This window comes from Streptomyces sp. NPDC048142 (assembly GCF_043202835.1).
Taxonomy (GTDB): domain Bacteria; phylum Actinomycetota; class Actinomycetes; order Streptomycetales; family Streptomycetaceae; genus Streptomyces.
The window spans coordinates 148,530-175,382 of the sequence record NZ_JBIDBC010000004.1 but is presented as its reverse complement, the minus strand read 5'-3'; the positions used below and the strand labels follow the sequence as shown (position 1 = coordinate 175,382).

Genomic DNA, 26,853 nt, shown 5'->3' with positions numbered 1-26,853 from the left:
TCACTTCCCCACGAGAGCGGTCCGTGCCGCCCGGACCAGTCGGGTGGCACGGCGCGGCGGCCGGGCGCCCGACCGGTCCTGCCACCAGTACGTCAGCCGGCGGCGCGCCGCCGGATCGGCGGGGCCGCCCGCGATGAGCACGTGCTCCGCGAAGTCCAGGGCGTCGCGCCGGTATCCGTCGGACATCGGGCGGCTGCCGGCGTACGCGAGGAACGCGGCACGGTAGCCGCCGCCGAGGATTTCCGGCAGCTCCGGCGCGACCTTGGCGACGACGTCCGCGCGCTTGGCGGCCAGCGCCCGGCTCTGCGCCCGCAGCCGCCGCGGGTCGAAGCCCTCGGGCACCGGGGTCCCCGCCACCAGCGCGGAGAGCAGCGCGGTCTGCGCGACGGCGGCCCGGTCACGGGTCCCGGCGGGCACGGGGACGGCCGCTGTACGTTCATGGGCTCGGGGCGGCGCGGGGGCGGCCGCCGTACGGCCGGAGGCGTCGGCGGGCACGGGGACGGCCGCCGTGCGGGTTCCGGGACCGGGCCCGCCCCGCTGTGCCGGGCGCGGGTCCGCCGGGGGAGCCGCCCGTCGCAGCGTCGCCCGGATCGCGTCCAGTTCGCCCGCCAGCTCGGCGGCCGGCGGGAAGGCGTCGTCCCGCTCCAGCAGCACGCCCGGCGGGTCGACCCGGGAGCGCAGCTCGGCCAGCACCTCCAGGACGGGAGCGGTCACCGGATGAGCGTGCGTGTCGTGCCAGACGCCGTTCCTCTCGACCCCGCCCGCCACATGGACGTACGCGATGGCCTCCACCGGCAGCTCGTCCAGCGCCTTCGCCGGGTCCTGGCCGAGGTTGACGTGATTGGTGTGCAGGTTGGCCACGTCGATCAGCAGCCGTACCCCGGTCCGCTCGACCAGCTCCGCCAGGAACTGCCCCTCGGTCAGCTCCTCGCCCGGCCAGGAGATCAGCGCCGCGATGTTCTCCAGGGCGAGCGGGACCGGCAGCGAGTCCTGCGCGATCCGCACGTTCTCGCACAGCACGTCCAGCGCGTCCCAGGTGCGCGGCACCGGCAGCAGGTGCCCCGCCTCCAGCCTCGGCGACGCGGTCAGCGGCCCCCCGGCCCGTACGAACGCGATGTGCTCGGTCACCAGCGGTGTCCCCAGCAGTTCGGCGCACGCCGCGAGGGAGGCGAGGCGTACGGGGTCCGGACGGTCGGCGCCGCCCAGGCCGAGGGCCACCCCGTGCGGCACGATCCGCACGCCGCGCTCCCGGAGCCGTACCAGGGAGGCCGGGAGGTGGTCCGCGCAGAGGTTCTCCGCGACCGCCTCGACCCAGTCGATCCCGCTCAGCGCCTCCACCGCGTCCGCGATCTCCGGCCGCCAGCCGATGCCGATGCCCAGTTCCATGGTGTCCCCCTGCCTCACCCGGGCCTCCGTCCTGTCCAGGGGTCATGACCCCGCCCAGCGGTGCTGAACCCGACAGAGGGGACGTTCAGAGCTTGATTTGAGGTTCCGGGACCCTCGCCCCCGTCAGGGCATCGGCACATCGGGAGACACGTGAGCGGGCACGGAACCGCTCAACCTCCTGTCCGCGCGGCCGAGGTCAGTACGGCGGCCAGTTCCTCCAGGCTGTCCGTCCGCCAGTCGAAGGTGTCGGTCTCCTTCGGGGGGTCACCGCACGGGCGCCGGACGTAGGCCGTGCGCATGCCCACCGACTGGGCTCCCCGGAGGTCCCAGGCGTGGGCGGCGATCATCACCGTGCGCTCCGGAGGGCAGCCCGCGGCGTCCAGGGCGAGCTGGTAGACCTCCTTCGCGGGTTTGAAGGCGCGGGCGTCCTCGGCGGAGAGCGCCTGGTGCCACCGCAGGCCGGTATGGGCGTTGAGGCGGAGCAGGGTCGCGCGACTGGCATGGGTGAGGCCCACGACGGGGAACAGCCGCGCCAGGTCGGCGAGGCCGGCGCGGGAGTCCTCCCAGGGGTCGAGGCGCTGACTGGCCGTGGCCAGGCGCCGGACGGCGGCGGGGTCGGTGAGCCCGGCGCGTTCGGCCACCCGTACCGCCGCCTCGCGGTCGAGGGCGGCGGAGTCCGCGTAGGGCCGTTCGCCGTCCTCGATGCGCTGCTGCTCGCGCTCGACGTGCTCCTCCCACACGGCGAGCAGCCGGCCGGCCGACGCCTCGTCGGCAGCGGGGACCGCGTCGCGGATCGCGGCCCGCAGCCCGCCCGGCTGGTCGACCATCGTGCCGAGGACATCGAAGACGGCGACCTCGATGTCGTGTGCCTGGGGCATCCACTCTCCCCTTCCTGTGTCCGGGCGTCGCACCACACGAGCGCCATCACCCGGCACAGGCTGGCCCGCGGGCCGGCACAGGGGCCCGATTGGGCCGATCGGCGGCATGTCCCGGACTCTCCGGAGGCGGTCGCGGCGCGGGCTCGCGGTACCTCGGAGGGGCGACCGGCCCGACCTGGGTCGCGGGCGGTTCGGAAGCTATCCTCTGTATACTGCTGGGTGTACCGTTCGATGGGTGACCATCAGCAGCGAAACCACCGGCAGAAGGACAAAGCGCCGCGGTGCCCAGCATCTGACGCCGGCCGGCGTGAAGGTCCTCGAGACCGCCTCACGGCTCTTCTACGATCTGGGCATCCGAGCTGTCGGCGTGGAAGCGATCGCGGAGCAGGCGGGCGTCACGAAGAAGACGCTCTACGACTGTTTCGGTTCCAAAGAGGATCTCATCGTCGCTTACCTGCGGGCCCGTGACGGCCTGTGGCGGTCCACGCTGGTGAAGCACGTCAACGGCCAGGAGGGGCCCCCCGGGGAGAAGATCCTGGCCACCTTCAGCGCCCTGCACGACTGGATGAACGAGCGGAACCGGCGGGGCTGCGCCTTCATCAACGCGTCCGTGGAGCTACCGGACGACCATCCGGGCCGGGAGGTCGCCCGGGACCAGAAGACCTGGTTCCTCGCCTTCCTGGAAGACCTCGCGAAGGAAGGCAACGCCAAGGCGCCCGCCGCGCTGGCCGCCCAGGTGCTGATCCTTCACGAGGGAGCCTCCATCGCCGGTTCCATGGGGTCGGTGGACCAGGCCGTGCGGTGCGCCGAGCAGGTGGCCGCGATCCTCGTCGAGAGGTCGCTCACCGCCTGACGCGGCTCCGGGGGCGCAGGGCTCCCTGACGTGACCCTGTCGGAGGTCTCGGAGATCTCGGGGATTTCCGGGATCTCGGGGACCCCCGGCAGAGCCAGGTCAGGCGACGAGGGCCGTATCCGCCGTCTGCCGCACCGCCTTCGCGGACGCGGAGTCGCCGTCCAGCTGTCGTGACAGGTCCGCCGCATACGCGCGCAACAGATCGTGCATCAGGTAATGGCGCTCGTCCTGCCGCCGGATCAGGTGCGCGCTCGCGAGACCGCGCAGCAGCCGTACCGCCTCGTCCTGACTGACGCCCGCGGTCGCCGCGGAGGCGGCGGCGTCGATCAACTGAACGGGGAGCGCCCCGAGCAGCCGGAACATCCGGGCGCTCTGCTCGTCGAGGGCCCGGTAGGACGTGTCGAACGTGTTGCGGAGCACCACGTCCCCCTCGGCGAGGTTCAACCGGGCGCCCTCCAGCTTGAGTTCGGTGGCGAGCTGGTCCGCACTGCGGTGCTGGCAGCTCACGATGTGCTCGGCCGCCAGCACCAGGGCCAGGGGCAGCCGACCGCACCGTTCGGCCAGGACCGTCACCGCGGCGGGGTCGGCGTCCGCGCGGGCGTCCCCGATCATCGCGCGGAGCAGCGTCGTCGCCTCCGGACGGCACAGCTCCGCCAGGGGTACGGTGACGGCGTCCACCCGGGACAGCAGTCCGGGCAGACACGAGCGGCTGGTCACCACGACGGCGCAGCCGGCGGAGCCGGGCAGCAGATGGTGGACCTGCTGCGCGTCGGCGGCGTTGTCCAGCACCAGGAGCATCTCGCGGCCGTGCAGGTAGGAGCGGAAGGTGGCCGCGCGCTGGCTCAGGTCCGCCGGCATCCGCTCGCCGGGCACGCCCACCGCGCGGAGCAGGTGCTCCAGGACGTCGAACGGGTCGGCCGCCGTCCCCGGCTCGGGGCCTTCGAGGTTGACGAACAGCTGCCCGTCGGCGAAGCGGCCGTCGCTGACCGCCTGGTGGGCCCACTGCACCGCCAGGGCGGTCTTCCCCACCCCCGGCGGACCGTTGATCACCGCGACCGGCACGGCGAGGGACTGGCCGTCGTTGCGCAGTCGACGGGTCAGCTGGCTCAGGCATTCCCGGCGCCCCGTGAAATAGCGCTTGGCCGAAGGGAGTTGGGCCGGGTGTACCCACCCCGGCTGCTGGCGGGCGGCCGCTTCGAGGGCCGTGGCGATGGAGGTGAAGGTGTCCCCGGCGTTCAGCACCCGGTCGCAGGCCTCCGCGAAGGCCACCGAAGGCGTCCGCTTGTCGGTCTCGACCTTGCTGATGTGGCCCCGGTTGAAATGCACCTGGGTGGCGAGCTGGGCGAGCGAGAACCCGCGCCGCTCGCGGTGGGCCCGGAGCAGTTGGCCGAACGTCCCCGGGCCCCCGGGATCGGGCGGGCAGCCCGACTCGCTGCGGGCGGGCCGGATTGTCGCTGTACCCTGCACTGAATTCCGTAGCACTGCGAATCCCCTAAAGTCGCACACGGTGTCTGCGCCTTGGATCTCACGAGCGGCGCGGGTCTGCCGGGCAGGGCCGTACCGCTCAGGACGGCGCCAGCAGATCGTCGAGCGTCGGGAAGCGGGCGGCGATGCTGTCCGGCAGGAACCGGGCGCTGTACCGGTCACCCTCACGGAGGAAGCGGACGGCCGTGTAGTGGGGGTCCGCTCCGGCGTCGAACCAGTGCACCGTACGGCTGGGCACCGACAGCAGGTCCCCGGCCGTGCAGAGCATCGCGTGCACCTGGCCCGCGGCGTGGAGGTAGAGGCAGCCGGCTCCCGCCACGACGAAGCGCACCACGTCCTCGTCGTGGAAGTGCTCCTGGCGGTACTTCTCGCGGTTCGCCCGGTTCCGCCCGCGATGGCCCGGATCGGGCGACGCGGCGGTCAGGCGTGCTATGTCGACGACGTGGTAGCCGCTCTCGGCGCTGACGTGGTCGATATGGCTGCGGTAGGCGTTCATGATGGTGACGTCGTCGGCGTCGGCGGGAATCCGGCGGGCGGCGTGCCACCGCGCATAGCGCACGCCGATCTTCAGCAGTTCCCTGCGGATGACGTCCGGGTCGTCCGATCGTACGCGCACCGTCCCGGGGTCGGCGGCCGGCATGATCTGCAGGAGTGTCACCAGGCGTTCACCCCGGCCGCGCCGAGGTGGCCGGGGTGCTCCGGCAGGAGCGGACGGCCGAGCTCCTCGGTCCGCTCCAGCCTGCTGAGCGCCTCGCCCGGGTCGCGGCCCCAGGTGTAGACACCGCTTCCCTCGACGAGCAGGGCCGTCACATCGTCCGAGAGCTCCGGGAGACCGGAGACGCCGACGAGGTGGGAGGGGCCGCGCAGGTCCGGTGCGACCACCAGCACCCTCGCGCCGATCGCCCCGGGCGCTTCGCCGACGGCGGCGGCGAGGGCCAGGGAGCGCGGTTCGTGGGTGTGGACCACGGCTCCGCGGCCGAGCCGCCGGTGGATCGCGAGATGCGCCGGAGTCTCGGGGGGAGGCCAGCCGGTCTCCCCGAGCAGCGGCAGTCCCTGCGAGGGATCGACCATCACGGCGTCCTGCTGGAGCGACTCCTCGTTCAGGTCGCCCGTCGTGATGATGACGGCCTCACCCGATCGGATCGAGATGCTGCCGGACGCTCTTCCCGGCCGGCAGCGCCGGTCCAGCGACCGGCAGGCGAGGGACAGCAGTTCACGGTGGAGTTCGGCGTCCTCGTGGACGTGTACGGGCTTCACGGGCTCTCTACTTCTGCTGCGGTGGGGAGATTCGGGGGCCAGTCGGATGCCTGGCCGGACACACGGAGCGACACGCGTGCATCTCCTTCGGTGTATGGGGGAGAGACGGGACGACGATGTATACCAACCGGTATAGCTACAGGGTAGGGAGCCGATTCTCACCGTGTCAACGGGGCCCCGTGGGGTGGCCGGAAAGGGTCATCGCGGTGCGGTCCGGCGGGGCGTTCGTCGCATCCGTACGGTGGAACACGCGCTCGACCGCTTCGAACGGACCGCTGTCCGTGGCCGTACCACTCGCCTCCTATCAAGCGGTCCCGTGATGTTGCTGTTGCCTGTCGAGAGGCAACAGGGCAGCTCTGTACAGGGATTCCGGCGGTGGCGATAGTGAAGTCACTTCCACCGCAGGGATGCCGCTCCCCCCAAGGCACCTTCCCCCGCTGCTGAATTCCTTCGGTGCAGGCCGCTTCGTTTTCCCGTCGACCGCCGGTCGGTCCGGGGCAGGCCGGAAGGCTTCGTAGTAGCAGAGCCGTCGCCACGTCGCAGGAGGCTGAGATGGGTACGCAAACCGACTATGTAGAACTGGTCGTGTCGCCGGGCGAGTTCTTCCGGATCGGAGAGACGGAGCGGATCAGGTCAACCGTAGGACTCAGGCTCTCTGACCACTCGTACCTTCCGAAAGCGGATGATCCGCGCGCGGACTGGGTCGCCAGTGTCGCCGTTCCCGCATTCCGGACCCTCGCCCAGATGGGCGTTCTCGCCCCGAAGTTCTGCACCATCGGTACCGGAGCGGGCCTGGACGTCCTGGCGGCCGTGGAGATTCTCCGGGCGCACACGGTGGGCTTCACCGACCTGCACGACGATGTTCTCGACTTCGCGCGGCAGAACATCCAGAACAATCTGGTCAGCCAGGACGTCGAACTGATCGGAGGCGCGGGGGATATCCTCGCGCCGCTCGCCGGAAAGATGGCACAGGTCGATGTCGTCTACGAGAACCTCCCCAACATCCCCATGGGGGGAACGGGCGACCTCGACGAAGGTCAGACGAGTTCGACCTTCATCGCGGAACGCAGCGAGGAGATTCCCGGATTCGCCGAGAAGAACCTCATCACTCTGCACTACCTCGCCCTCCAGCAGGCGCACCCGCTCCTGAGGGTCGGCGGCCGGGTGCTCTCGTCGATCGGGGCGAGGGTGCCGCTGTCGGAAATCCTGTCCCTCTCCAGCGCCGCCGGATACAACGGCAGCATTCTGACCTACACGTGGAAGGTCCAGTCCGAACCGCACGACGTCGTCGGCGGCTACGCCCAGTGGGAGAGGGAAGGGCTCGGGCCGTTCCACTTCTACCCGGTGAACGTGTTGCGTGAGGCATTCGACGGACTCACGGTCGCGGCGGCCGGCGCACAGGCCCTGCAGATGGAGAAGGAGCTGGCGCCGCACGAGATATCGGCGGTGGAGGCCTTCGCCCTGGTGGAGAAGGGCGAGAAGGTCGGTCACACCGTCGCGATCCTCGACTCCGTCAAGGTCCCGGACTCCGCTCTCTGACGTCCCCCTAAGGGCTGTCCCGGATCATCCCCCCACGCGGTGCCACTGAGTAAGGACTCGGAATGAATATTCAGTCGATCATCGGCGGAACGCCACTTGTGGAACTGACGACCTTCGATGTCCCTGCCGGCGTTCGCCTTTTCGCCAAGGTCGAGTTCGTGAATCCGGGCGGCAGCATCAAGGACCGGGTGGTCAGCCATGTCCTCGCCGACGCCGAGCGCCGGGGCCTGCTCGAACCGGGCGGGACGATCGTGGAGAACACCTCCGGAAACACGGGTGCGGCCATCGCGATGATGGCGGCGAAGCGCGGCTACCGCGCGATCCTGACCATGCCGGACAAGGTCAGCAAGGAGAAGCGGGACGCCCTTTTGGCCATGGGCGCCGAGGTCATCGTCTGTCCGACCTCGGCCGCTCCCGGATCGGCGAAACACTATGTGACCCGTGCGAGACGCATCCACGCCGAGACACCGGGCTCGTTCATGCTGAACCAGTACGACAACCCCCTCAACGCCGAGGCTCATTTCCGCTCCACGGGTCCGGAGATATGGGAAGCGCTCGGGGATTCGGTGACGGCGTTCGTCGCGTCGGGCAGTACGGGCGGAACGATTTCCGGGGTCTCCCGGTACCTCAAGCTGAAGAACCCGGCCGTCTCCTCCGTCCTGCTGGACCCGGTCGGCTCCATCTACTACCGCTACTTCCACGACGGGTTCGTCGACCCCGAAGAGATAGCTCCGTACTTCGTGGAAGGCGTCGGCGAGGACCACCTGGCCCAGTGCATGGATTTCTCGCTGATCGACGACGTGATGCGGTTCCGCGACGCCGACGCCTTCGCCACCTGTCACCACCTGGCGCAGCGCGAGGGCCTCGTCTGCGGCGGAACGTCGGGCGCCAACGTGTGGGGCGCCGTGCGGGTGGCCCGGTCGCTGAAAGGCCCGGCCACCGTCGTCACGGTCCTGCCGGACAGCGGAAACAAGTACATCTCCAAGATCTACAACCCGGATTGGCTGAAGCAGAACGGCTTCGCCACCGGGGAAACTCGCGAACGGGAACATGAGCTGTAATGGGAAGCACGCCGAAGAACGTTCTCGCCGCACTGACGGCCGCCCTGCTCTGGGCCTTCGCTTTCGTCGCCCCGGCGGCAGTGCAGCCCGCGAGTGAACTCCTCCTGGTCACCGGCCGGTATTCGCTGTTCGGGCTGTGCGGCCTCTACGTCCTGTGGAAGGGGTGGAAGCAGCTCCGGCTGATGCCGACCCGGAGAATCCTCTTCGGCCTCTACATCGGCTTCGTGGGCTACTTCGTCTTCTACGTCTGCGTGTCGTACTCGGCGACCATGGACAGCGGGTTCATCACCGCGGTCGTCGTGGGATCGTCGCCGATCACGATCGCCGTGGCAGGGAACTTCGCGGAAAAGCGGATGTCCTGGCGACAGCTCATCGCGCCCGTCGCGCTGATCATCGTCGGCCTGGGGCTCCTCAGCGTCTCCGACCTCATCCAGGGAAAGGACCTGGAAGGCGCGAACGATTCGATGTTCGCGATTCTGCTGGCGATCGGGGCCATGCTGACCTGGTCCTACTTCGTGGTCCGCAACGCCCAGTCGCAGCGCACCTGGGAGACGAAGCCCGACCCCAAGCTCTGGGCCGGTCTGGTGGCGATGGGGGCCGGCGGAGCCTCGATGGTGCTGCTGCCCTTCGCCATCGCCTCCACGCCCCCCGAGACGTTCGAACCGTACCCGCTGTTCAAGATCATCGCGTGGTGCGTGTTCCTGGGCGTCATCGCCTCCTGGTGGGGGACGCTCATCTGGGTGAAGGCGGCGCAGGGTATTCCGGTGCCTCTGGTGGGGCCGTTGCTCGCCACGGAGACGATCTTCGGAGCGATCCTGAGCCTGCCGGTGGAAAACCGCCTGCCCACCTGGTCGGAGGTCGCCGGCGCTCTGTTCGTACTCTTCGGGATCGGCGTCTACATGGTCTTCGACATGAAGAACTCCCGATCGCGCGGCCGTGGCGGGGGAGGAAGCGAGAAGGAGAAGAGCGCGGATGCGCCAGGTGTGCCCGCCGCTACCTGAAGACCGTCCCGCAATTCCCGGGGACGGCCCTTGGCGGGACGAGAAGAAGAACGGTCATGATCGTCGGTTCGGCCTGACAGAGAGGTAATTCCATGAGCACCTCCTTCACGAACATCAAGCAGTCCCATGTCTTCTTCGAGGACGCCCCCGGGCTGAAGAAGTACTACGAGGACTGGGCGTCGGGCTACGACGTGGACCTGGCGGACCAGAAGTGGGTGGCGCCGAGGGTCGCGGCCAACTTCGTGCATCTGCTCGCCTCCGCCTACGGAGAGCCGGGGACGGAGATATTCGACGCCGGCTGCGGCACCGGCCTCGTCGGCAGGGTCCTCGCCACCCTGGGCACGTACGAGATCGACGGCGTCGACCTCTCCGAGAACATGGCCGCCGAGGCGCGCAAGACCAACGCCTACCGGAAGGTCTACGGCGGGGTGGACCTCTCCGTACCGAAGCGGGACGAGCGGCTGGGCCAGTACGGCATCGTCGTCAGCAGCGGTGTCTTCACCCTCGGCCATGTGCGCCCGACGGCGCTGCGCACCCTGATCGAGTACGCCCTGCCCGGCGGGCTGATCCTGGTCTCCACCCGCGGCAGCTACGCCACCGAGACGGGCTTCGAGGAGTTCGCCCTCTCGCCCGGGATCAGCGCGCTGGCCACACTGCGGTTCAAGCTGCCGGACGCCAGCTACATCGCGGAAGAGGGCGCCGACTACTGGGTGTTCCGCAAGGCCGCGCCCACGTCGTAGCGGGGACAGGCACCGCCGATCCCGTCCGCCACCTCCTTGGAGTGCCATGTCCCGCACCCTGTTCACCTCGGAGTCCGTGACCGAGGGACATCCCGACAAGATCGCCGACCAGATAAGCGACACGATTCTCGACGCGCTGCTGAGCCGTGACCCCGCCTCACGCGTCGCGGTCGAGACGCTGATCACCACCGGCCAGGTCCACATCGCGGGCGAGGTGTCGACCACCGCCTACGTCGACATCGCGACCCTGGTGCGGAAGAAGATCCTCGACATCGGGTACGACTCGTCGGCCAAGGGCTTCGACGGAGCCTCCTGCGGCGTGTCGGTGTCGATCGGCGCGCAGTCCCCGGACATCGCGCAAGGCGTCGACACGGCGTACGAGTCCCGGCAGCCAGGCTCCGGGACCGCCGCGGACGCCGACGAGCTGGACCGGCAGGGTGCGGGCGACCAGGGACTGATGTTCGGTTACGCGACCGTCGAGACGCCCGGCCTCATGCCGCTGCCGATCGAGCTGGCCCACCGCCTCTCCCGCAGGCTGACCGAGGTCCGGAAGAACGGCACCGTCCCCTATCTGCGGCCGGACGGAAAGACCCAGGTCACCATCGAGTACGTCGGCAGCCGGCCGGTCCGCCTGGACACGGTCGTGGTCTCCTCGCAGCATGCGAGCGATGTCGACCTGGCGGGCCTCCTCGCTCCCGACATCCGCGAGCATGTCGTCGAGCATGTGCTCGCGCGACTGGCGGAGGACGGCATCAAGCTGGAGACGGACGAATACCGTCTCCTCGTCAACCCGACCGGCCGTTTCGAGATCGGCGGCCCGATGGGCGACGCGGGCCTCACCGGCCGCAAGATCATCATCGATACGTACGGGGGCATGGCCCGCCACGGCGGCGGCGCGTTCTCCGGCAAGGACCCCTCCAAGGTGGACCGTTCGGCCGCCTACGCCACCCGGTGGGTCGCCAAGAACGTCGTCGCGGCAGGCCTCGCCGCCCGCTGTGAGGTCCAGGTCGCCTACGCCATCGGCAAGGCCGAGCCGGTGGGGCTGCTGGTCGAGACGTTCGGCACGAACACGGTCGCCGTCGCCAGGATCGAGGACGCCGTCCGGCAGGTCTTCGACCTCCGTCCGGCCGCGATCATCCGCGATCTCGACCTGCTCCGTCCGATCTATGCCCAGACCGCCGCGTACGGGCATTTCGGCCGCGAGCTGCCCGACTTCACCTGGGAACGCACCGACCGTGCCGACGCGCTGCGCCAGGCGGTCGCGGCGGGCTGACGGTGGAACGCCGGGTCCGCCCCGGCACACCGGCCCGCGGTGCGCGGCTTCCCCCCGGGGCCGCGCACCGCGGGCCGGTACGGCACCCGCCACGCGGTGCCGTACCTCCCTCCCGGCCACCGGACCAAGGAGTGTTGTCCATGCGTATCGCCGTGACCGGATCCATCGCGACCGATCACCTGATGGTCTTTCCCGGCCGCTTCGCCGAGCAACTGATCAAGGAGCGGCTGGAACGGATCTCCCTGTCCTTCCTCGCCGACGGGCTGGAGGTGCGCAGAGGGGGTGTCGCCGCCAACATCTCCTTCGGGCTCGGCCGGCTGGGGCTGGAACCGGCCCTCGTCGGCGCGGCGGGCCTGGACTTCGCGGAGTACGACGCCTGGCTGCGGACGCACGGCGTCGACACGTCCGCCGTCCGGGTCAGCGAATCCCTGCACACCGCGCGGTTCGTCTGCACCACCGACCAGGACCAGAACCAGATCGCCACCTTCTACGCCGGTGCCATGGCCGAGGCCCCGAGGATCGACCTGGCGCAGGTCGCGGCCCGGCCCGAGCTGGTTCTCGTCGGCGCCGACGACCCCGAGGCCATGCTCCGGCACACCGCCACCGCCCACCGCCTCGGTGTCCCCGTCGCCGCCGACCCCTCCCAGCAACTGGCGCGGCTCGACCGCGACCAGGCGCGCCAACTGGTCGACGGGGCACAGTGGCTGTTCACCAACGAATACGAGGAGGCCCTGCTCGTCGAGCGCACCGGATGGGCGAAGGGCGAGCTGCTCGGCCGGGTCGGGACCTGGATCACCACCCTGGGGGAGAACGGGGTGTCCCTGGCCTGCCGGGGCACTCCCGCACTGCGGATCCCGGCCGTGCCCACGGACCGGATCGCCGACCCCACGGGGGCGGGGGACGCCTTCCGGTCCGGCTTCCTCGCCGGTACGGCATGGGGGTGGACACAGGCGCAGGCGGCGCGGCTGGGCTGCGCGATGGCCACCACCGTGCTCGAATCGGTCGGCACCCAGGAGTACAAGCTGACCTCGTCGGACCTGATCGCCCGCATCGACCGGGCGTACGGCACCGACGCGGCGCGCGCCGCCGAGCCGCGGCTCGCCCGGGTGTCCTGACCCCGGCCCGACGGCCGAACGGCTCCGCCCTTCCCCGGGGCGCGAAACCCGGGGAAGAGCGGCGCCGTTCGACGCCCCGTCAGTTGCCGTACGGCTGGGTACAGTTGGCTCGCAGGGCCCTTCCGTCGCCCGATCCCGGGCCAACACCGTGTGGAGATGCCCCATGAGGATGCTGCTTCGACAGGCCTGGAACCTCCTGCGCGACATCGCGTACGGCGTCAACGCGGGGCACGCCATCAGGCTGGGGCTGAAGGCCCCGGCAGGCAGGAGCTGCGGGACGCAGACCTGAGGGAAACGCGCCTACGGGCGCCGGGCACGCGGGAGCGCGCAGAAGCCGGCGCCCCCCTCCGCGACGACGGTCGGCCCCGGGGCGATCTCGGTGAACCCGGCGTCGCGCACCACCGGCAGGCCGCTCGCGGTCAGCTCCCGCCAGCTTTCCGGGGTCGCGGTGGCCACGGAGAGCGGGAAGCCCGCCTCGCGCCACGCCGTGCGCTCGGTGTCGCCCAGCTCCCACCAGGCGAGCTGGGCGCCATGGCCGACCTGCGCCATCGTCTTGCCCGCGGACATCTCCAGCTCCGGGTTGAGCCACAGCACCGGACCCGCCGGGCCGGGGGCGGCGGGCGGTTCGGGGTCGTCCAGTTCGGTTCCCGACACCTGGAGCTTGGCCAGCTCCTTGGGCCAGCCGTCCAGCGGGATCGGCGGGAACACCCGTACCTCCGCGTGCTCGCCCGTCACCGTGATCCCGGGCAGCGTGGCCGCCTTGCGCCACTCCGCGCCGCGCGCCCGGCGCACCACCTTGCGGATCCGGGCGTCCTCCCAGTTCCGGATCGCCCCGGCCCATTCGCCCTCGCCGGTGGACCGCTCGTCGGAGAGGATGGTGAGCACCGCGCGGGCAGCGGTGCGCAGGGCGTCCGTCCGGGCGGGCGGGTCCGTCTTCTCCAGGTGGAGCACCAGCGGCAGCACGAACTGCTGCGCCTGGTCGCGGTCGGTCGGACCGCTGTGGAACGGGCTCTCGGGGGCGGGGGTGTCGTTGCTGGTCACCGCCCCAGTCTGCCAGGCCGGTCACGTCACCTGCTTGGCGGAAGGGGTGGCTCCGGGTGAGGATGCTCCGCATGAAGAGCGATCTCTTTTCCAGCGAGCACATGGCCCAGCCGGCCACCGCCCCCGGCATGACCCTGCAGAACTCCAAGTCGATCAAGTACGCCGTCAACGGGGAGATGCACGCCCGTCAGGGCTCGATGATCGCCTTCCGCGGAAACCTCCAGTTCGAGCGCAAGGGACAGGGCATCGGCGGTCTGCTCAAGCGCGCGGTCACCGGCGAGGGCCTCGCGCTGATGGCCGTCCGCGGCCAGGGCGAGGCGTGGTTCGCGCACGAGGCGGCGAACTGTTTCATCGTGGAGCTGGACCAGGGCGACTCCATCACCATCAACGGCCGCAACGTCCTCTGCTTCGACCCCACGCTCTCCTACGAGATCAAGACGGTGAAGGGCGCCGGAATGGTCGGCGGCGGCCTCTTCAACAGCGTCTTCACGGGCTACGGCAAGCTCGGCCTGATGTGCGAGGGCACCCCGATCGTGATTCCCGTGACGGCCGATCGGCCGGTGTACGTGGACACGGACGCGGTCGTCGGCTGGAGCCAGCAGCTCACGACCAGCCTGAACCGCTCCCAGAGCGTCGGCTCGATGGTGCGCGGAGGATCCGGCGAGGCCGTCCAGCTGATGCTCCAGGGCGAGGGCTTCGTCATTGTGCGACCCAGCGAGGCCAGGCCCGACAAGACCTCCAACTGAGCCTGAGCTTGAGGCTGAGCCTCCGGGGCGTGGGCCATCGGTACGGACTTGGCGCCACCGGGGTGCTGTTGGGTGCGGCGTGGCGGCGCTCGGCACCCGCCCGGTGGCGGTCCGGCCGGGTGCCGGTCCGGCCGGGTGCCTTCCGCCGGGTGCCGGTCCGCAGGGGGCGGCTCGTCGCGGTGGCCGTGCTCGGGTCGGCCCGCGCGCACGTGACCACCGGACCCCCGGCGCACCACGCGGTCGCCGCCCCGGTCACGGGATCGCGGACCGGGACGTACCAGCCGCCCGCCGTGTCCCCTGCCCGGGGCAGCAGCCCTCGCCGTGGCAGCCGCGCTTCTCGTCCGCCGGCTCGCCGCCCGGCGCGGATGAGTAGGCTCGTGGACGTGGACATGGACGACACGTACTGCGCGACCCCGGGGCCGGTCGCTCCGGCCCGGCCCGCCGGAGCGGCCGAGGGCCCTCCGTACGCCGAGTGCGTGCTGTGCCGCGAGCCGACCGAGTACCCGGAGTCGACGAAGGGCACCACGCTCTGCCCGGTCTGCGCCTGGCAGGAGGCGGGCCGCACGGCCTGCTCCGGCTAAGGACTGTCCTCCATCAGTTCCGACACCTTCACGAACCGGTAGCCGCGTTCGCGCAGCTCCGGCACGATCCGGCGTACCGCCGCCTCGGTGGCCGGGGCCGCGCTGCGGGTGCAGTGCATCACCACGAGGGACCCCGGCCGCACCCCGTCCAGCACCTGCTCGGCCACCGCGTCCGCGTCCGTGGCGAAGGCGTCGCCGCTGACCACGTCCCACTGCACGGCCGTCACGTTCGCCGGGGCCAGAGCGCGCAGCGCCGTGTCGTCGTAGCAGCCGCCGGGGAAGCGGAAGTACGGAACCACGTTCTGTGCCCCAGCCTTCCGGATCGCCGTGAAGGCACGTTCCACCTCGCGGGTCATCGCGGCCTTCTCGACCACCGGCAGGCCGTAGCAGGGGGCGCTGAAGGCGTAGTGGCTGTAGGAGTGGTTGGCGATCTCGAACAGCGGATCCGTGCCGATGGCCTTCGCCTGCGCCGGGTACTCCTCGGCCCAGCGCCCGGTCATGAAGACGGTGGAGGGCACCTTCAGCCGGCGCAGTGACGCGACCAGCTCCGGGTTGTCGAAACGCTCGCCGGAGGCCGCCCGGGGGCCCTGATCTGCGGTCATGTCGGCGTCGAACGTCAGCGCCACGACCTTCTCCGCCGAGCCGCCGGCCGCGCCACCGCCCCCGCCCGCCGCTCTCCGCTCGAAGACCGGGGTACGCCCCGCCGGACCGGGGGCCATCGTGGGCGGCTTCTCCGGAGCGGCGGGGGCGGAGGCAGCGGGGGCGGCCGGGGGAGCGGGTGCGGGGGCAGGGCCCCCGCACCCGCTCAGGGCGGCACCGGTCAGCACCCCCGCGACCGTCAGAGTTGTCATCTTCCGTGCAGTAGCGATCACTCACGGAAAAATATCCGACATCGCAGTCGTATCATCTGACGGCACTCCGATGTCCCGGCACTCCGCCGGAACATCGGAGTGCCGGAGTCACCTCAGCACCAGGGCCCCGTCACCGCGAACGTCGTGCCCGGCGTGTAGCAGTTCACGTACATCGTCGATCCGTCCGGCGAGAAGACGACCCCGGCGAACTCGCCCCACGCCGGCTCCTCGGGCGTCCCGATGTTCTGCCGCCCGCGCGCCATCGCGTACACCTCGCCGCGCCGCGTCACCCCGAGCACGTGCTGCGCGCCGCCGCCGTCCTCACAGACCATCAGCCCGCCGTCGGCCGCCAGGCAGATGTTGTCGGGGGACTCGCCGGGCAGCTGGATGTCGGTGTCCGGGCCGAAGAGCACGACCAGGGTGAGGCGGCGCTTCTTCGGCTCGTACCGCCAGACCTGGCCGTAGTGGTCGGCCGCCGAGCCCTCGTCGCTGCGGGCGAAGCTGGAGACGAAGTAGACCGAGGAGCCGCCCCAGTAGCAGCCCTCCAGCTTCTGCGCGTGCGTGATGCCCTTCGGGCCGAAGTCCTGGAAGCGGATCGGGGTCTCGGCGGCCGACGGATCCGGTACGGGGACCCACTCGATCCGGTCGAACCCCGTGCCGGTCTCCCGCACGGCCGAGAGGTCGGGCACGCCCGGCACCCGCATCGCCTCCAGCGCACCGCCCGCCCGGAGCGAACCGGTGCCGCCGAGCGGCTTGCGGGGAAGGAAGCGGTAGAAGAGCCCGAACGGCTTGTCGAACGCGTCCTCGGTCTCGTACACGATCCCGGACTTCGGGTCGACGGCGACCGCCTCGTGCTGGAAGCGGCCCATCGCGGTCAGCGGGACGGCCCCGGTGCGGCGCGGATCGGCGCCGTCCACCTCGAAGACGAAGCCGTGGTCCTTGGTGTATCCGTTGGTCCCGGCCTTGTCCTCGTTCTCCTCGCAGGTCAGCCAGGTGCGCCACGGGGTGGGCCCGCCCGCGCAGTTCACCGCCGTACCGGCGATGGCGACGCGCTCGCCGAGCACCTTGTTGCGGCCGTCCAGCTCCAGGGATGTACAACCGCCCCTGGCCGTCGGGTCGTAGGTCAGCCCCTCGACGGCCGGTACGCCGATCTCGGCGGTGTGCCGGTTCTCGTGGTTGCGGACGAGGTGGACCCGCCCGTTGCGGCCGCGCAGGGCGGCCATCCCGTCGTGGTTGCCGGGCACCGGCCCTTCGCCGGAGCGCAGCGGATCGCCCTCCCGGGACAGCACCCGGTAGCGGAATCCTTTCGGCAGGTCGAGCAGACTGTCCGGATCGGGGACGAGGGGGCCGTAGCCACCGTGGCCGCGTGCGGCGGCCGTGCCCGCGAAGAGTTCGGAGAAGGCCCCGGTGAAGGCGACCGCGGCGGCTGCGCCGCTGCCTGCCAGGACCTGGCGTCGGGTGGCGGTGGGGCGGGGTGCGGATGACATGAGGTGACTCCCTGTTGGCGGACAGGTGAAGTGACCCGCATGTGTGTAGCACGCACAAAGGCGCGGGGGAACCATGCGTGCCCCCGCGCCCCGTGTTGCTGCTGGGACGGCCCTGATGGGAGCAGCCGCCCGTGCGGCGTCAGGCCAGCGAGGCCGACAGCGTGATCGTGGTGCCCGTCAGCGCCTGGCTGACCGGGCAGTTCGCCTTGGCGTCCTCGGCGGCCTTGAGGAAGCCGTCCTCGTCGAGACCGGGCACCTCGCCCACGACGGTGAGGTGGATGCCGGTGATGCCCGTGCCGGGCTGGAAGGTCACCTCGGCCTTGGTCTCCAGCCGGGTCGACGGGGTACCGGCCCCGGCGAGCCCGTGGGAGAGCGCCATCGAGAAGCAGCTGGAGTGCGCGGCGGCGATGAGCTCCTCCGGGCTCGTCTTCCCGTTCGCCTGCTCCGAGCGGGCGGGCCAGGAGACGGGGTAGTCACCGATGCCGGAGGAGTCGAAGGTGACGACCCCCTTGCCCTCGATCAGATTGCCTTCCCAGTTCGTGTGCGCCTGACGCGTGGTAGCCATGCTGGATCCCTTCGAACGATGTGCGCGGTTGTACGGGATATGTGGTGGTACGGGATATGCGGTGGTGCAAGGTGTGCGGTGGTGCAGGGTGTGCGGGATAACACGGAACACGGCGCAGCGCGCGCGGCGTCCCGTTGCGTTACGCCTCCGAACCTACTGCGCCACCAGCCCCTTCGCGTCACGCGCCAGCGCCGTCAGCCGGGAGATCGCCCGGAAGTACTTCTTCCGGTACCCGCCGTTCAGCATCTCGTCACTGAACAGCCGGCCGAAGGGCAGCCCCGAGGCGAGCACCGGGACCTCCCGGTCGTACAGCCGGTCGGCCAGCACCACCAGGCGCAGCGCGGTCGACTGGTCGGGCACGGCGCTCACTCCGGTCAGGCAGACCGCGCCGATGTCGTCGGTCAGTGCGCCGTACCGGCTCGGGTGGACCCGGGCCAGGTGGTCCAGCAGGCCGGGGAAGTCGTCGAGGGACGCTCCCGGCGTGGCGTACGCGGCCCGGGTGACCTGTTCGTCGTCGTACGGCGGCGGGGCCTCGGGCAGACCTCGGTGCCGGTAGTCCTCGCCGTCGATGCGCAGCGGGCGGAAGTGCGCGGACAGGCCCTGGATCTCGCGCAGGAAGTCGACGGCGGCGAACCGGCCCTCGCCGAGCTTGCCCGGAAGCGTGTTCGAGGTCGCGGCCAGCGCCACCCCGTTCTCCACGAGCCGGCGGAGCAGCGAGGAGACGAGCACGGTGTCGCCCGGGTCGTCCAGCTCGAATTCGTCGATGCACAGCAGCCGGTGCCCGCTCAGCGTCTGCACGGTCTGCTGGAAGCCCAGCGCGCCGACCAGGTTGGTCAGCTCCACGAACGTGCCGAACGCCTTGAGCGACGGCTCGGCGGGTGTGGCGTGCCAGAGGGAGGCCAGCAGGTGGGTCTTGCCGACGCCGTAGCCGCCGTCCAGATAGACCCCGCGTGCCCCGGTCGGAGCAGTCGGCTTCCTGCTGAACCACTTGCGCCGCCCGGACCCCGTCGCGTGCGCCCCGCCGAGCCCGGCGGCGAAGGCCGCCAGGACCGTGACCGCCTCGCTCTGGCTGGGCTGGTTGGGGTCGGGTACGTACGTGTCGAAGCGCACCGAGTCGAAGCGCGGCGGCGGCACCATCTCGGCGACCAGACGGTCTGCGGGGACGTGCGGCTCACGGGCGCACAGGGACAGCGGGGCCGCTTCGGCAAGGGGGCTCTGCCCCGGAAACGCGATGGATGACGACACAACCATCCACCCTAAGGCCCATGCCAGACTGCATCCCATGCGAAGCCTGTTCCCTGTGACGGACCTGACAAAAAGCGCTGCGGGGGGCGAGGACCCGTCCGGGCCGCTCACCGACCGCGAGTGGAGCCTCGACGAGCTGGCGGACGCCTACGCCTACCCCACCGGCCTTCCGGCCGAAGGGCCCGGGGTTCCCTGGCTGCGCGCCAACATGGTCTCCACCCTCGACGGCGCCGCCCAGCACGACGGGCGCTCGCAGGGCATCTCCTGCGCGGCGGACATGCGGATCTTCGGCACCCTGCGGGGCCTGGCCGACGTGGTGATCGCCGGGGCCGAGACCGTACGCCTGGAGGGATACCGTCCGGCCCGTGCCCGGGAGGCGTTCGCCGCGCGGCGGGCGGCCGCCGGGCAGGGCCCCGCCCCCGCCGTGGCGGTGGTGACCGGCTCGATGGATCTGGACTTCTCGCTGCCGCTGTTCACCGAGCCGCTCGTCCCGACGCTCGTGGTGACCGGCGCCGGGGCCCCTGCCGACCGGATCGCGGCGGCCCGGAAGGCGGGCGCCGAGGTGGTGATCGCGGGCGAAGGCACCCGGGTGGACCCGGCCCGCGTCGTGCGCGAGCTGGCCGGCCGGGGGCTGACCCGGCAGCTCACCGAGGGCGGGCCCCGGTTGCTCGGCCAGTTCGTGGCGGCCGGTGTGCTGGACGAGCTGTGCCTGACGCTCTCCCCGATGCTCACAGCGGGTGACGCTCAGCGCATTGCCGGGGGCCCCGGGGTCGCCGTGCCGGAACGTTTTTTCCTGGCATCGCTGCTGGAAGAGGCCGGTTTCCTCTTCTCTCGGTACCGTCGGACCGACAGTTAGCGGAATTTACCGTTCCGCTTAGCTCCGGCTGGGCACACTTACCCCTGCAGTCCCCGTGGAAGAGCGGGGAAGGATGGTTTCAGCAAACGACCGTCGAGGGCCGAGCCGGCCGTCGACGAGACGAAGAAGCGGAAGGGCGCCTGTCGTGTTCACAAGCGTTTTGATGATCGAGAAGCCGCTCACTCCCGAGGACGTGGAGTTCGTCACCACCCTCCACGGCGAGGAGCGGATCTCGTTCGTCGTTCTGTTGCAGCCGCGCGGCGACCAGGCCGATGTGCTGCTGCGCGCGATCGACGACGTGGCGATGGGGGAGCTGAAGGAAGCGGTCCGCGAGAGGGAGGAGCCGGAGGGCAACGAGGCCCGCGAGACCGCCGAGATCGGCCTCGAATACTCCCTGCGGGCCCTGCGCGAGGCGGGCTCCGAAGCGGTCGGAGAAGTGATCGAGGATCACCCCCTGGACAAACTGACGACCGTCGTCGAGGAGGCGGGCGCGGACGAGGTCATCGTCCTGACCGCCCCGCACTACGTGGAGGAGTTCTTCCACCGGGACTGGGCCTCCCGGGCCCGGCACAAGGTCGGCGTCCCGGTGCTCAAGCTCTTCGCGCACAGCGAATAGGCTGGGCTCGCGGTCCGGGTCGGCCCCCGGCCGCAGTCCGAACCGCAGCGACCACGCAGGAGCACAGATGGCACCCGGCATTCCCGCCGCCATGGAACGACCCCACTTCATCGGCATCGGCGGCGCCGGAATGTCGGGCATCGCGAAGATCCTCGCCCAGCGCGGCGCGAAGGTGGCGGGCAGCGACGCCAAGGAGTCCGCCACCGCCGAGTCGCTGCGGGCGCTGGGGGCGACCGTGCACATCGGGCACGCGGTGGGCCATCTGGCCGACGACGCGTCCTGTGTGGTCGTCTCCAGCGCCATCCGCGCCGACAACCCGGAGCTGCTCCGGGCGAACGAGCTGTCGATCCCGGTGGTGCACCGTTCCGACGCGCTGGCCTCCCTGATGAACGGCCTGCGCGCCATCGCGGTGGCCGGCACCCACGGCAAGACGACCACGACGTCGATGCTGGCCGTCGCCCTCTCCTCGCTGGGCCTGGCCCCCTCGTACGCCATCGGCGGCGACCTGGAGGGCCCCGGCACCAACGCCACCCACGGCGAAGGGGCCATCTTCGTCGCGGAGGCGGACGAGAGCGACCGCAGCTTCCAGAAGTACGACCCCGAGGTCGCGATCGTCCTCAATGTGGAGCTGGACCACCACGCGAACTACGCCTCGATGGACGAGATCCACGACTCCTTCGAGACGTTCGTCGGCAAGGTCGTCCCCGGCGGCACCCTGGTCATCTCCGCCGACCAGCCCGGCGCGGTCGAGCTGACGCGCCGCGTCCGCGACCTCTCCGACGTCAAGGTCGTCACCTACGGTTCCGCCGAGAACGCCGACGTACGCGTCCACAAGGTCACCCCGCGCGGCCTGACCAGCGAGGTCACTGTCCTGCTCAACGGCAGGTTCCTCACCTTCACCGTCTCGGTCCCCGGCAGCCACTACGCCCACAACGCGGTCGCCGCCCTCGCCGCCGGGGTCGCCCTCGGCATCCCGGCGCACAACCTGGCCTCCGCGCTCGGCAGCTACACCGGGGTCAAGCGCCGCCTCCAGCTCAAGGGCGAGGCGGCGGGCGTGCAGGTCATCGACTCGTACGCCCACCACCCGACCGAGATGACCGCCGACCTGGACGCCATGCGCGGCGCGGCCGCCGACGCCCGCATCCTGGTCGTCTTCCAGCCGCACCTGTTCTCCCGTACCCAGGAGCTGGGCACCGAGATGGGCCAGGCCCTCGCCCTGGCCGACGCCTCCGTGGTCCTGGACATCTACCCGGCCCGCGAGGACCCGATCCCCGGCATCACCAGCGCCCTGATCATCGACGCGGCGAAGGCGGCGGGCACCGAGGTCACCGCCGTCCACGACCAGGCCGACGTCCCCGCCGCCGTCGCGGGAATGGCGAAGCCCGGCGATCTCGTTCTCACCATGGGAGCGGGCGACGTCACCGACCTCGGCCCGCGCATCCTGGACCACCTGTCCAGCGATCACCTGTCGAGCTGAGGAGCGGGACGTGTCGTACGACGTCGAGAAGCCGGACGAGCAGTGGCGGGCGGAGCTGAGCCCCGCCGAGTACGCGGTGCTGCGCCAGGCCGGCACCGAACCCGCGTTCAAGGGTGAGTACACCGACACCAGGACGGCGGGCGTCTACTCCTGCCGGGCCTGCGGGGCGGAGCTGTTCCGCTCCGACACCAAGTTCGAGTCCCACTGCGGCTGGCCGTCCTTCTACGACCCGAAGGACACCGACGCGGTCGAGCTGGTCGAGGACCGCGCCCACGGGATGGTCCGCACCGAGGTGCGCTGCGCCCGCTGCGGCTCGCACCTGGGCCACGTCTTCGAGGGCGAGGGCTACCCGACCCCCACGGACCAGCGCTACTGCATCAACTCGATCTCGCTGACGCTGGCGCCGGACGAGAGCTGAGCCCGGCCGAGAGCTGAGCCCGGCCGAGCTGAGCCCCGGCCGAGCTGAGCCCCGGCCGAGCTGAGCCCGGAGGAGAGCTGAGCCCGGACGGCTTGCGTGTGCCCCCGCGCTCCCGCGCCCCCGCCGTGTATGCCGGTGCCCCCGCCTCCCCGCGTATGCCGGGAGGCGGGGGCACTGTGCTGTGACTCCTGCGGCGAGGGGTCACTCCGCCTCGTCGTCGCTCCCGCCCGCTTCCGACCGCAGCAGCGGGTGGATCACGCCGGGGAAGACCCGGGCCCGTACGACCTCCTCGGCCGACCCGCCCTGGACGACGGTCTCCGCGACGCCCCAGGGCCGTCCGGCCAGGTGGATGGTCAGGGTGTACGAGGAGGAGCAGCCGGTGCACTCATAGCGGTCGGCCCAGGTCTCGACCTCGGTGGTGGAGCCCGGGTAACGCTTCACGTGCCGGTGGCGGGCGTGGCAGCGGTCGCAGGTCTCGCCCGGCTCGCAGGTCCCGCCGCACGGACACGGCACGTCGAGGGAGTCGGCGGGCTTCCAGCGCTGCACGAGGACGGCCTCACGGGTGGCGCCCATGTCCTTCATGGCCTTGAGGTTGCGGGCGGCGACGTTGTACGACTCGCCGGTGGCGGCCATCCGGTCGCGGATGACGTCCTTGCGTCCACGGTTGGTCGTCATGTTGCTCCTCCTGGGTTCACGCAGCCCGCCAGGAGGCCCATGAGTCAATCAGTCAGTACCTCTTTACGTTACCTGCCCGGCACCGGCGTACGGACCGGGCGGTTGTTCCCCGGCCGGTGAGAGCTTCAGAGCGCGTCGAGGTCCATGGCGGAGGCGATGGCGTGGGACCCGGCTTCGTTGGGGTGCACGCCGTCCGGGAAGACGTAGCCGGGGCGCGGCAGGGCGGGATCGGCGGGGTTCGCGATGGCTCGGTCGACGTCGAGAACCCCGTCATATGCGCCGCTGGTGCGTATCCAGTGGTTGACGGCGGTCCGGGTCCTCTCGCCCCGCTCGCTGTAGACGGGGAAGAGGGCGCCCTTCATGGGCAGGATGGTCGCGCCCACCGCTTTGATGCCTCGGGCGTGGGCGGCGCGGATCAGCTCTTTGTGAGCGTTGATGATCCGGTGGGCGCTCACACGGGGTGCGGAGCCCATACAGGGGTCGCCCATCTCGGGGGCGGCGATGTCGTTGCCGCCCAGGTGGACGATCACCGTGCGCACGCCGGGGCGGTCGATGACGTCGCGCCGGAAGCGGTCGCTGGCCCGGTCCCCGTAGCAGGGCGAGTCGTCGAGGATCCGGTTTCCGCTGATGCCGGCGTTGACCACGTCCAGCGGTCGGCGGTCGGCGGCGATGCGTTCGGCGAGCTTGTCCGTGAAGCGGGTGTCGGTGCCGGGCGCGGCTCCTGTCCCGTCCATGAGCGAATCCCCGAAAGTGACCACGGTGCCCCGCCGGGGGGAGGCCGGACCGGACACCTCCACACCGCTCAGGAAATACCAGGCGTTCGTGGACGTGGTGAAGGCGTCGCCGCCGGCGTCGGTCAGATGGCGTCCGGGGGCCCGGTACGAGGTGGCGGTGGTGAACCGGTGGAAGGTGGCCGGACCGGTGCGGTCGGCGAAGTAGAGGGTGACGGTCAGCTTCTCCAGCGGGGAGGTGCGCAGGGTTGCGGCGTCGCTCACGAGGTCGCGTCCCGGGGCGATACTGGTGCCCCGGGCTCCGCCGAACGTCAGCTTCCGCGCTGTGCCGGGCCAGACCTGGGCGTCCTCGGCGGACCGGGCGACGGTCGCCGCGGCGATCCGCAGCGGTGCGGTGCCGTACGCGTTGGACAGCCTGATCCTCAACGTGGCGCCGCCGGTCGCGACGCGGATCACTTGACGTACGGACTGGTCGGAGAAGCCCTGCCGTGACCAGTTGGGCCCCCAGTCCTCATTGCCCTCGACGGGCCGCTGCACGGCTGTTCCCCATGCTCCGGTCCACACCGGGCCTTCGGCTGCGCGTGGCTTCTGCCGCGCGTCCTCGGGTGCGGGGGCTGCCGCCGAGACGACGAGCGCGGTGAGCACTGCTGCGGTGACGGCGAGCATGCCTCGCCGGACTGTCCTCATCGAGCGGCGCGACTTCGCTGACTGCATCGGGGATCCCCTCGGCGAAAAGAGTGATGAGGAGATCTCACCACCGTTCGAGCCGAAGATCAGTGGGGCCGGCCCCCGAATCGGCCTTCGGGTTAGCCCTACCCAGGGCCGTAGGCAGCTCCGCACGCGGCACGCTGCCCGGGACTGCGGAACTCGTTGCCCGCTGTCGAACCCCCGTGAGAGCATCAACGCCGATGAATGCAACAGGGGTATCAGAAGCCTGCATTGAGGACGCGAGCAACATCCTGGTCGCTCCTTCGACGGTCCGGGACGACGACATGGTCAGGGACTTCTTCGGGTCCACGATCACGCCGGAGGAACTTGCTTCTGGTGCGCCCGACCTCGCGCAGAAGACCGTATATCTGTGTGGCGACATATCAGGGATCAGCAGCCGCCCACTGCGTGCGGCTGCCCGGGTGTTCGTTGTCCGGGAGCTGTCGCACGGTTACGACGAGGGCGCCGAGGGACCTTGGCCCGTCGTCGACATCGGCAGGGTTCCCATCCGGGTACACGGCGTCGGCGTGTACTACCGCCGCCTTTTCGGACGCGATGCCGATCACTTCGGACGGATCAGTGCGGAGCACGCGTTCCAGTCGCTGACGGAGTCGACCAAGCCCGGAACGGCGCATCGCAGCGGAATCTATCTGACGCCCGTCACGCAAGACGGTGACGAACTGCATTTCCGCCTGCTCCGGTGCTCCACGAACTTCTCGGGGCCGACCGAGACCTTTCGCCCGACCGACACGCACATCGTCGAGTCGCTGAACCGCGAGGCCGTCACCGTATTCCGGAACCAGGCGCCGCTGAACCACGTCCTCGCTCAGATCTACCACAACACCCTTGCCACGCCCGAGCGAAAGCATTCCAAGGCCAAGATCTCGGCCCATGCCGACAAGACCAAGGACATGCCCGCCCGTGGAATTATGGCCTTCTGTACCTTCTACGACGGGCTCGACAAGCTGGAGCCCTTGGCCGAAGACGCCTTCGACTACGGTGTGAAGCGTGCCAGCGGGCTGACCAAGCTCCGCTTTCGCCTCAAGGAACCGACAGAAGGACGCGACGAGGCCGCACTCCCTCGGCAGTTCACCCTGACTCTCTATCCCGGCTCCGTGTTCTTCATGCCGCTGTCCACCAACCGCCTGTATACGCACGAAATCCGGCCCTCGGGACTGGACGCCGAGCTGCTCCCGACCCGCCTGGGATACGTGGTGCGTTGTTCGAGCGCCGAGGCCGTTCACAAGGACGGCGAAACCTTCCTCAAAGCGGCCGGAGGTCCGGTGAAGCTGGGGCCGCCCACCCAGGACGGCATGGACGATCTGCGCAGGCTGTACGCCGAGGAGAACAGGACCTCGTCCTTCATCGATTACGGCGACAGATTTCTCTTCAGCATGAACTCGGGAGACTACGATGCCCCCCCGGCTCTAGGATCTCGGACGCGATCCTCTCGTACACTCTGCCGACCGAGGCGAATCTCTTCGCGGAGCTGTCGGAGTCGGCTCGTCTGGAAGACGTAGGGAAAGGCCGAAGAGGCGCCACGCTGGCCAGGATCGACGAATCGGGTGGTGTGCCTCTCGTACGTACCACCACGCGATACGGCAGCCCGACGCAGCGTTTCCGGGCGGTGCACGAGCGGCTGGCGCAACAGATTCAAGAACGTGCGGGGCTTTCGGTCGGCTTCAACAACGCTCTCATCGAGAGTTACACGAACGCCTACACGACCATGGGTCTTCATTCCGATCAGGCTCTCGATCTGGTCGACGCATCATTCATCGCCGTCTTCTCCTGCTACCAGCATCCCGACGCGGGCCCGCCGAGAAAGCTGATCTTCGAGTCGAAGGATTCCAGTGAGGAGTCCGGTGGCGAGAAGTTCGAGGTTCCTCTCACCCACAGCAGCGTCGTCGCGTTCTCTGTCGAATCGAATCGGCGACTCAAGCACAAAATCGTCTTGGACGCGCCCGGCCGGAAAACGGACAACCAATGGCTGGGTGTGACGTTCCGGACGTCAAAGACCCACGTTCGGTTTCGCGACGGACACGCATATCTCCCGCAGGGTGCGCGCCTCATGCCGGCCGATGACGAGCAGAGGGAAGAGCTCTACCGACTACGGCGCCGTGAGAACAGGGAAACGGACTTCGTCTACCCCTCGCTGACGTACACCATCAGCGAGAGCGATCTGATGCCGCCCGTCTGAAAAAGCGTTCGCTGTGGTCACGGACAGCCGTCAGGGGCTCGGGTTCCTCCACGGATGCCGCTCGTCCAGGG

General features: G+C 70.3%; 28 protein-coding genes. 16 read left to right on the top strand and 12 right to left on the bottom strand.

Going from position 1 to position 26,853, the window contains the following annotated elements; translation table 11 throughout:
* Together ACGF2Y_RS07775 and ACGF2Y_RS07770 are read right to left on the bottom strand one after the other, a co-directional pair.
* On the bottom strand, nt 1–1,386 hold the full coding sequence (locus ACGF2Y_RS07775) for a DUF692 domain-containing protein (protein WP_392944296.1): 1,386 nt from the start codon (nt 1,384–1,386) through the stop codon (nt 1–3).
* A 170-nt stretch (nt 1,387–1,556) separates the two neighbouring features.
* Complete coding sequence (locus tag ACGF2Y_RS07770) at nt 1,557–2,264, bottom strand: haloacid dehalogenase type II (RefSeq protein ID WP_392943983.1); 708 nt, start codon at nt 2,262–2,264, stop codon at nt 1,557–1,559.
* 235 nt (nt 2,265–2,499) lie between these two features.
* On the opposite strand from ACGF2Y_RS07770, the gene ACGF2Y_RS07765 reads away from it, so the two are divergent.
* Entirely contained in the window at nt 2,500–3,117 is a 618-nt protein-coding gene (locus ACGF2Y_RS07765) for a TetR/AcrR family transcriptional regulator (RefSeq protein ID WP_392943982.1), read from the top strand.
* A 99-nt stretch (nt 3,118–3,216) separates the two neighbouring features.
* On the opposite strand, the gene ACGF2Y_RS07760 is transcribed toward ACGF2Y_RS07765, so the two are convergent.
* From ACGF2Y_RS07760 to ACGF2Y_RS07750, 3 genes are all read right to left on the bottom strand, one after another.
* Nucleotides 3,217–4,584, bottom strand: a complete 1,368-nt coding sequence (locus ACGF2Y_RS07760) for a helix-turn-helix domain-containing protein (protein WP_392943980.1) — start codon at nt 4,582–4,584, stop codon at nt 3,217–3,219.
* A 97-nt stretch (nt 4,585–4,681) separates the two neighbouring features.
* The gene (locus tag ACGF2Y_RS07755) at nt 4,682–5,260 is read right to left on the bottom strand and encodes a cupin (protein WP_392943979.1); all 579 of its coding nucleotides are present in this window, start codon (nt 5,258–5,260) and stop codon (nt 4,682–4,684) included.
* A complete protein-coding gene (locus tag ACGF2Y_RS07750; RefSeq protein WP_392943977.1) occupies nt 5,257–5,859 on the bottom strand; it encodes a class II aldolase/adducin family protein in 603 nt (200 codons plus the stop codon). Before ACGF2Y_RS07750 ends, ACGF2Y_RS07755 begins: the two co-directional genes overlap by 4 nt.
* A gap of 552 nt (nt 5,860–6,411) precedes the next feature.
* On the opposite strand from ACGF2Y_RS07750, the gene ACGF2Y_RS07745 reads away from it, so the two are divergent.
* The 7 genes from ACGF2Y_RS07745 to ACGF2Y_RS07715 all read left to right on the top strand — a co-directional run bounded on the left by ACGF2Y_RS07745 (nt 6,412) and on the right by ACGF2Y_RS07715 (nt 12,877).
* Entirely contained in the window at nt 6,412–7,398 is a 987-nt protein-coding gene (locus ACGF2Y_RS07745) for a class I SAM-dependent methyltransferase (protein WP_392943976.1), read from the top strand.
* A gap of 62 nt (nt 7,399–7,460) precedes the next feature.
* Entirely contained in the window at nt 7,461–8,459 is a 999-nt protein-coding gene (locus tag ACGF2Y_RS07740; protein WP_392943974.1) for a PLP-dependent cysteine synthase family protein, read from the top strand.
* Nucleotides 8,459–9,460 carry a DMT family transporter gene (locus tag ACGF2Y_RS07735; protein ID WP_392943973.1) on the top strand — a complete coding sequence of 334 codons (1,002 nt, stop codon included), beginning with the start codon at nt 8,459–8,461 and terminating at the stop codon, nt 9,458–9,460. The genes ACGF2Y_RS07740 and ACGF2Y_RS07735 overlap by 1 nt, the downstream gene beginning before the upstream one ends.
* Before the next feature lie 92 nt (nt 9,461–9,552).
* On the top strand, nt 9,553–10,200 hold the full coding sequence (locus ACGF2Y_RS07730; RefSeq protein ID WP_392943971.1) for a class I SAM-dependent DNA methyltransferase: 648 nt from the start codon (nt 9,553–9,555) through the stop codon (nt 10,198–10,200).
* Between the two features lie 46 nt (nt 10,201–10,246).
* Nucleotides 10,247–11,473 (top strand): methionine adenosyltransferase, encoded by a 1,227-nt coding sequence (gene metK / locus ACGF2Y_RS07725; protein WP_392943970.1) that lies wholly within the window; start codon nt 10,247–10,249, stop codon nt 11,471–11,473.
* A gap of 140 nt (nt 11,474–11,613) precedes the next feature.
* Nucleotides 11,614–12,588, top strand: coding sequence for a carbohydrate kinase family protein (locus tag ACGF2Y_RS07720; protein ID WP_392943968.1), 975 nt, complete (start codon nt 11,614–11,616; stop codon nt 12,586–12,588).
* A 163-nt stretch (nt 12,589–12,751) separates the two neighbouring features.
* Nucleotides 12,752–12,877: a hypothetical protein gene (locus tag ACGF2Y_RS07715; protein WP_392943966.1), complete on the top strand. Its 126-nt coding sequence runs from the start codon at nt 12,752–12,754 to the stop codon at nt 12,875–12,877.
* A gap of 11 nt (nt 12,878–12,888) precedes the next feature.
* Here the strand turns inward: ACGF2Y_RS07715 and ACGF2Y_RS07710 are convergent, their stop codons facing one another.
* Nucleotides 12,889–13,629 carry a peptidyl-tRNA hydrolase gene (locus ACGF2Y_RS07710; RefSeq protein WP_392943964.1) on the bottom strand — a complete coding sequence of 247 codons (741 nt, stop codon included), beginning with the start codon at nt 13,627–13,629 and terminating at the stop codon, nt 12,889–12,891.
* Nucleotides 13,630–13,700: 71 nt separating this feature from the next.
* On the opposite strand from ACGF2Y_RS07710, the gene ACGF2Y_RS07705 reads away from it, so the two are divergent.
* Together ACGF2Y_RS07705 and ACGF2Y_RS07700 are read left to right on the top strand one after the other, a co-directional pair.
* Nucleotides 13,701–14,375 (top strand): AIM24 family protein, encoded by a 675-nt coding sequence (locus ACGF2Y_RS07705; protein WP_392943962.1) that lies wholly within the window; start codon nt 13,701–13,703, stop codon nt 14,373–14,375.
* Between the two features lie 389 nt (nt 14,376–14,764).
* On the top strand, nt 14,765–14,956 hold the full coding sequence (locus ACGF2Y_RS07700; RefSeq protein ID WP_392944294.1) for a hypothetical protein: 192 nt from the start codon (nt 14,765–14,767) through the stop codon (nt 14,954–14,956).
* Here the strand turns inward: ACGF2Y_RS07700 and ACGF2Y_RS07695 are convergent.
* The 4 genes from ACGF2Y_RS07695 to zapE form a co-directional block, all read right to left on the bottom strand.
* Complete coding sequence (locus ACGF2Y_RS07695; RefSeq protein WP_392943960.1) at nt 14,953–15,807, bottom strand: polysaccharide deacetylase family protein; 855 nt, start codon at nt 15,805–15,807, stop codon at nt 14,953–14,955. The genes ACGF2Y_RS07700 and ACGF2Y_RS07695 overlap by 4 nt on opposite strands.
* Nucleotides 15,808–15,920: 113 nt before the next feature.
* Nucleotides 15,921–17,294 (bottom strand): alkaline phosphatase PhoX, encoded by a 1,374-nt coding sequence (locus ACGF2Y_RS07690; protein WP_392943958.1) that lies wholly within the window; start codon nt 17,292–17,294, stop codon nt 15,921–15,923.
* A 139-nt stretch (nt 17,295–17,433) separates the two neighbouring features.
* Entirely contained in the window at nt 17,434–17,859 is a 426-nt protein-coding gene (locus tag ACGF2Y_RS07685) for an OsmC family protein (RefSeq protein WP_392943956.1), read from the bottom strand.
* 153 nt (nt 17,860–18,012) lie between these two features.
* Nucleotides 18,013–19,104 carry a cell division protein ZapE gene (gene zapE, locus ACGF2Y_RS07680; protein ID WP_392943954.1) on the bottom strand — a complete coding sequence of 364 codons (1,092 nt, stop codon included), beginning with the start codon at nt 19,102–19,104 and terminating at the stop codon, nt 18,013–18,015.
* Between the two features lie 37 nt (nt 19,105–19,141).
* On the opposite strand from zapE, the gene ACGF2Y_RS07675 reads away from it, so the two are divergent.
* The 4 genes from ACGF2Y_RS07675 to msrB all read left to right on the top strand — a co-directional run bounded on the left by ACGF2Y_RS07675 (nt 19,142) and on the right by msrB (nt 22,471).
* Nucleotides 19,142–19,960, top strand: coding sequence for a pyrimidine reductase family protein (locus ACGF2Y_RS07675; protein ID WP_392943952.1), 819 nt, complete (start codon nt 19,142–19,144; stop codon nt 19,958–19,960).
* A gap of 163 nt (nt 19,961–20,123) precedes the next feature.
* Nucleotides 20,124–20,576, top strand: a complete 453-nt coding sequence (locus ACGF2Y_RS07670; protein ID WP_392943950.1) for an indole-3-glycerol phosphate synthase — start codon at nt 20,124–20,126, stop codon at nt 20,574–20,576.
* 67 nt (nt 20,577–20,643) lie between these two features.
* The gene (gene murC, locus ACGF2Y_RS07665; protein ID WP_392943948.1) at nt 20,644–22,053 is read left to right on the top strand and encodes a UDP-N-acetylmuramate--L-alanine ligase; all 1,410 of its coding nucleotides are present in this window, start codon (nt 20,644–20,646) and stop codon (nt 22,051–22,053) included.
* A gap of 10 nt (nt 22,054–22,063) precedes the next feature.
* Nucleotides 22,064–22,471 (top strand): peptide-methionine (R)-S-oxide reductase MsrB, encoded by a 408-nt coding sequence (msrB, locus tag ACGF2Y_RS07660; RefSeq protein WP_392943946.1) that lies wholly within the window; start codon nt 22,064–22,066, stop codon nt 22,469–22,471.
* 201 nt (nt 22,472–22,672) lie between these two features.
* Here the strand turns inward: msrB and ACGF2Y_RS07655 are convergent, their stop codons facing one another.
* Entirely contained in the window at nt 22,673–23,146 is a 474-nt protein-coding gene (locus tag ACGF2Y_RS07655) for a hypothetical protein (protein ID WP_392943944.1), read from the bottom strand.
* Between the two features lie 125 nt (nt 23,147–23,271).
* On the bottom strand, nt 23,272–24,591 hold the full coding sequence (locus ACGF2Y_RS07650; protein WP_392943942.1) for an SGNH/GDSL hydrolase family protein: 1,320 nt from the start codon (nt 24,589–24,591) through the stop codon (nt 23,272–23,274).
* A 194-nt stretch (nt 24,592–24,785) separates the two neighbouring features.
* Between ACGF2Y_RS07650 and ACGF2Y_RS07645 the strand changes: the two genes are divergently transcribed.
* Nucleotides 24,786–26,105, top strand: coding sequence for a hypothetical protein (locus ACGF2Y_RS07645; protein ID WP_392943940.1), 1,320 nt, complete (start codon nt 24,786–24,788; stop codon nt 26,103–26,105).
* Nucleotides 26,018–26,782 (top strand): hypothetical protein, encoded by a 765-nt coding sequence (locus tag ACGF2Y_RS07640; protein ID WP_392944292.1) that lies wholly within the window; start codon nt 26,018–26,020, stop codon nt 26,780–26,782. The genes ACGF2Y_RS07645 and ACGF2Y_RS07640 overlap by 88 nt, the downstream gene beginning before the upstream one ends.
* The last annotated feature ends 71 nt before the right edge of the window (nt 26,783–26,853 follow it).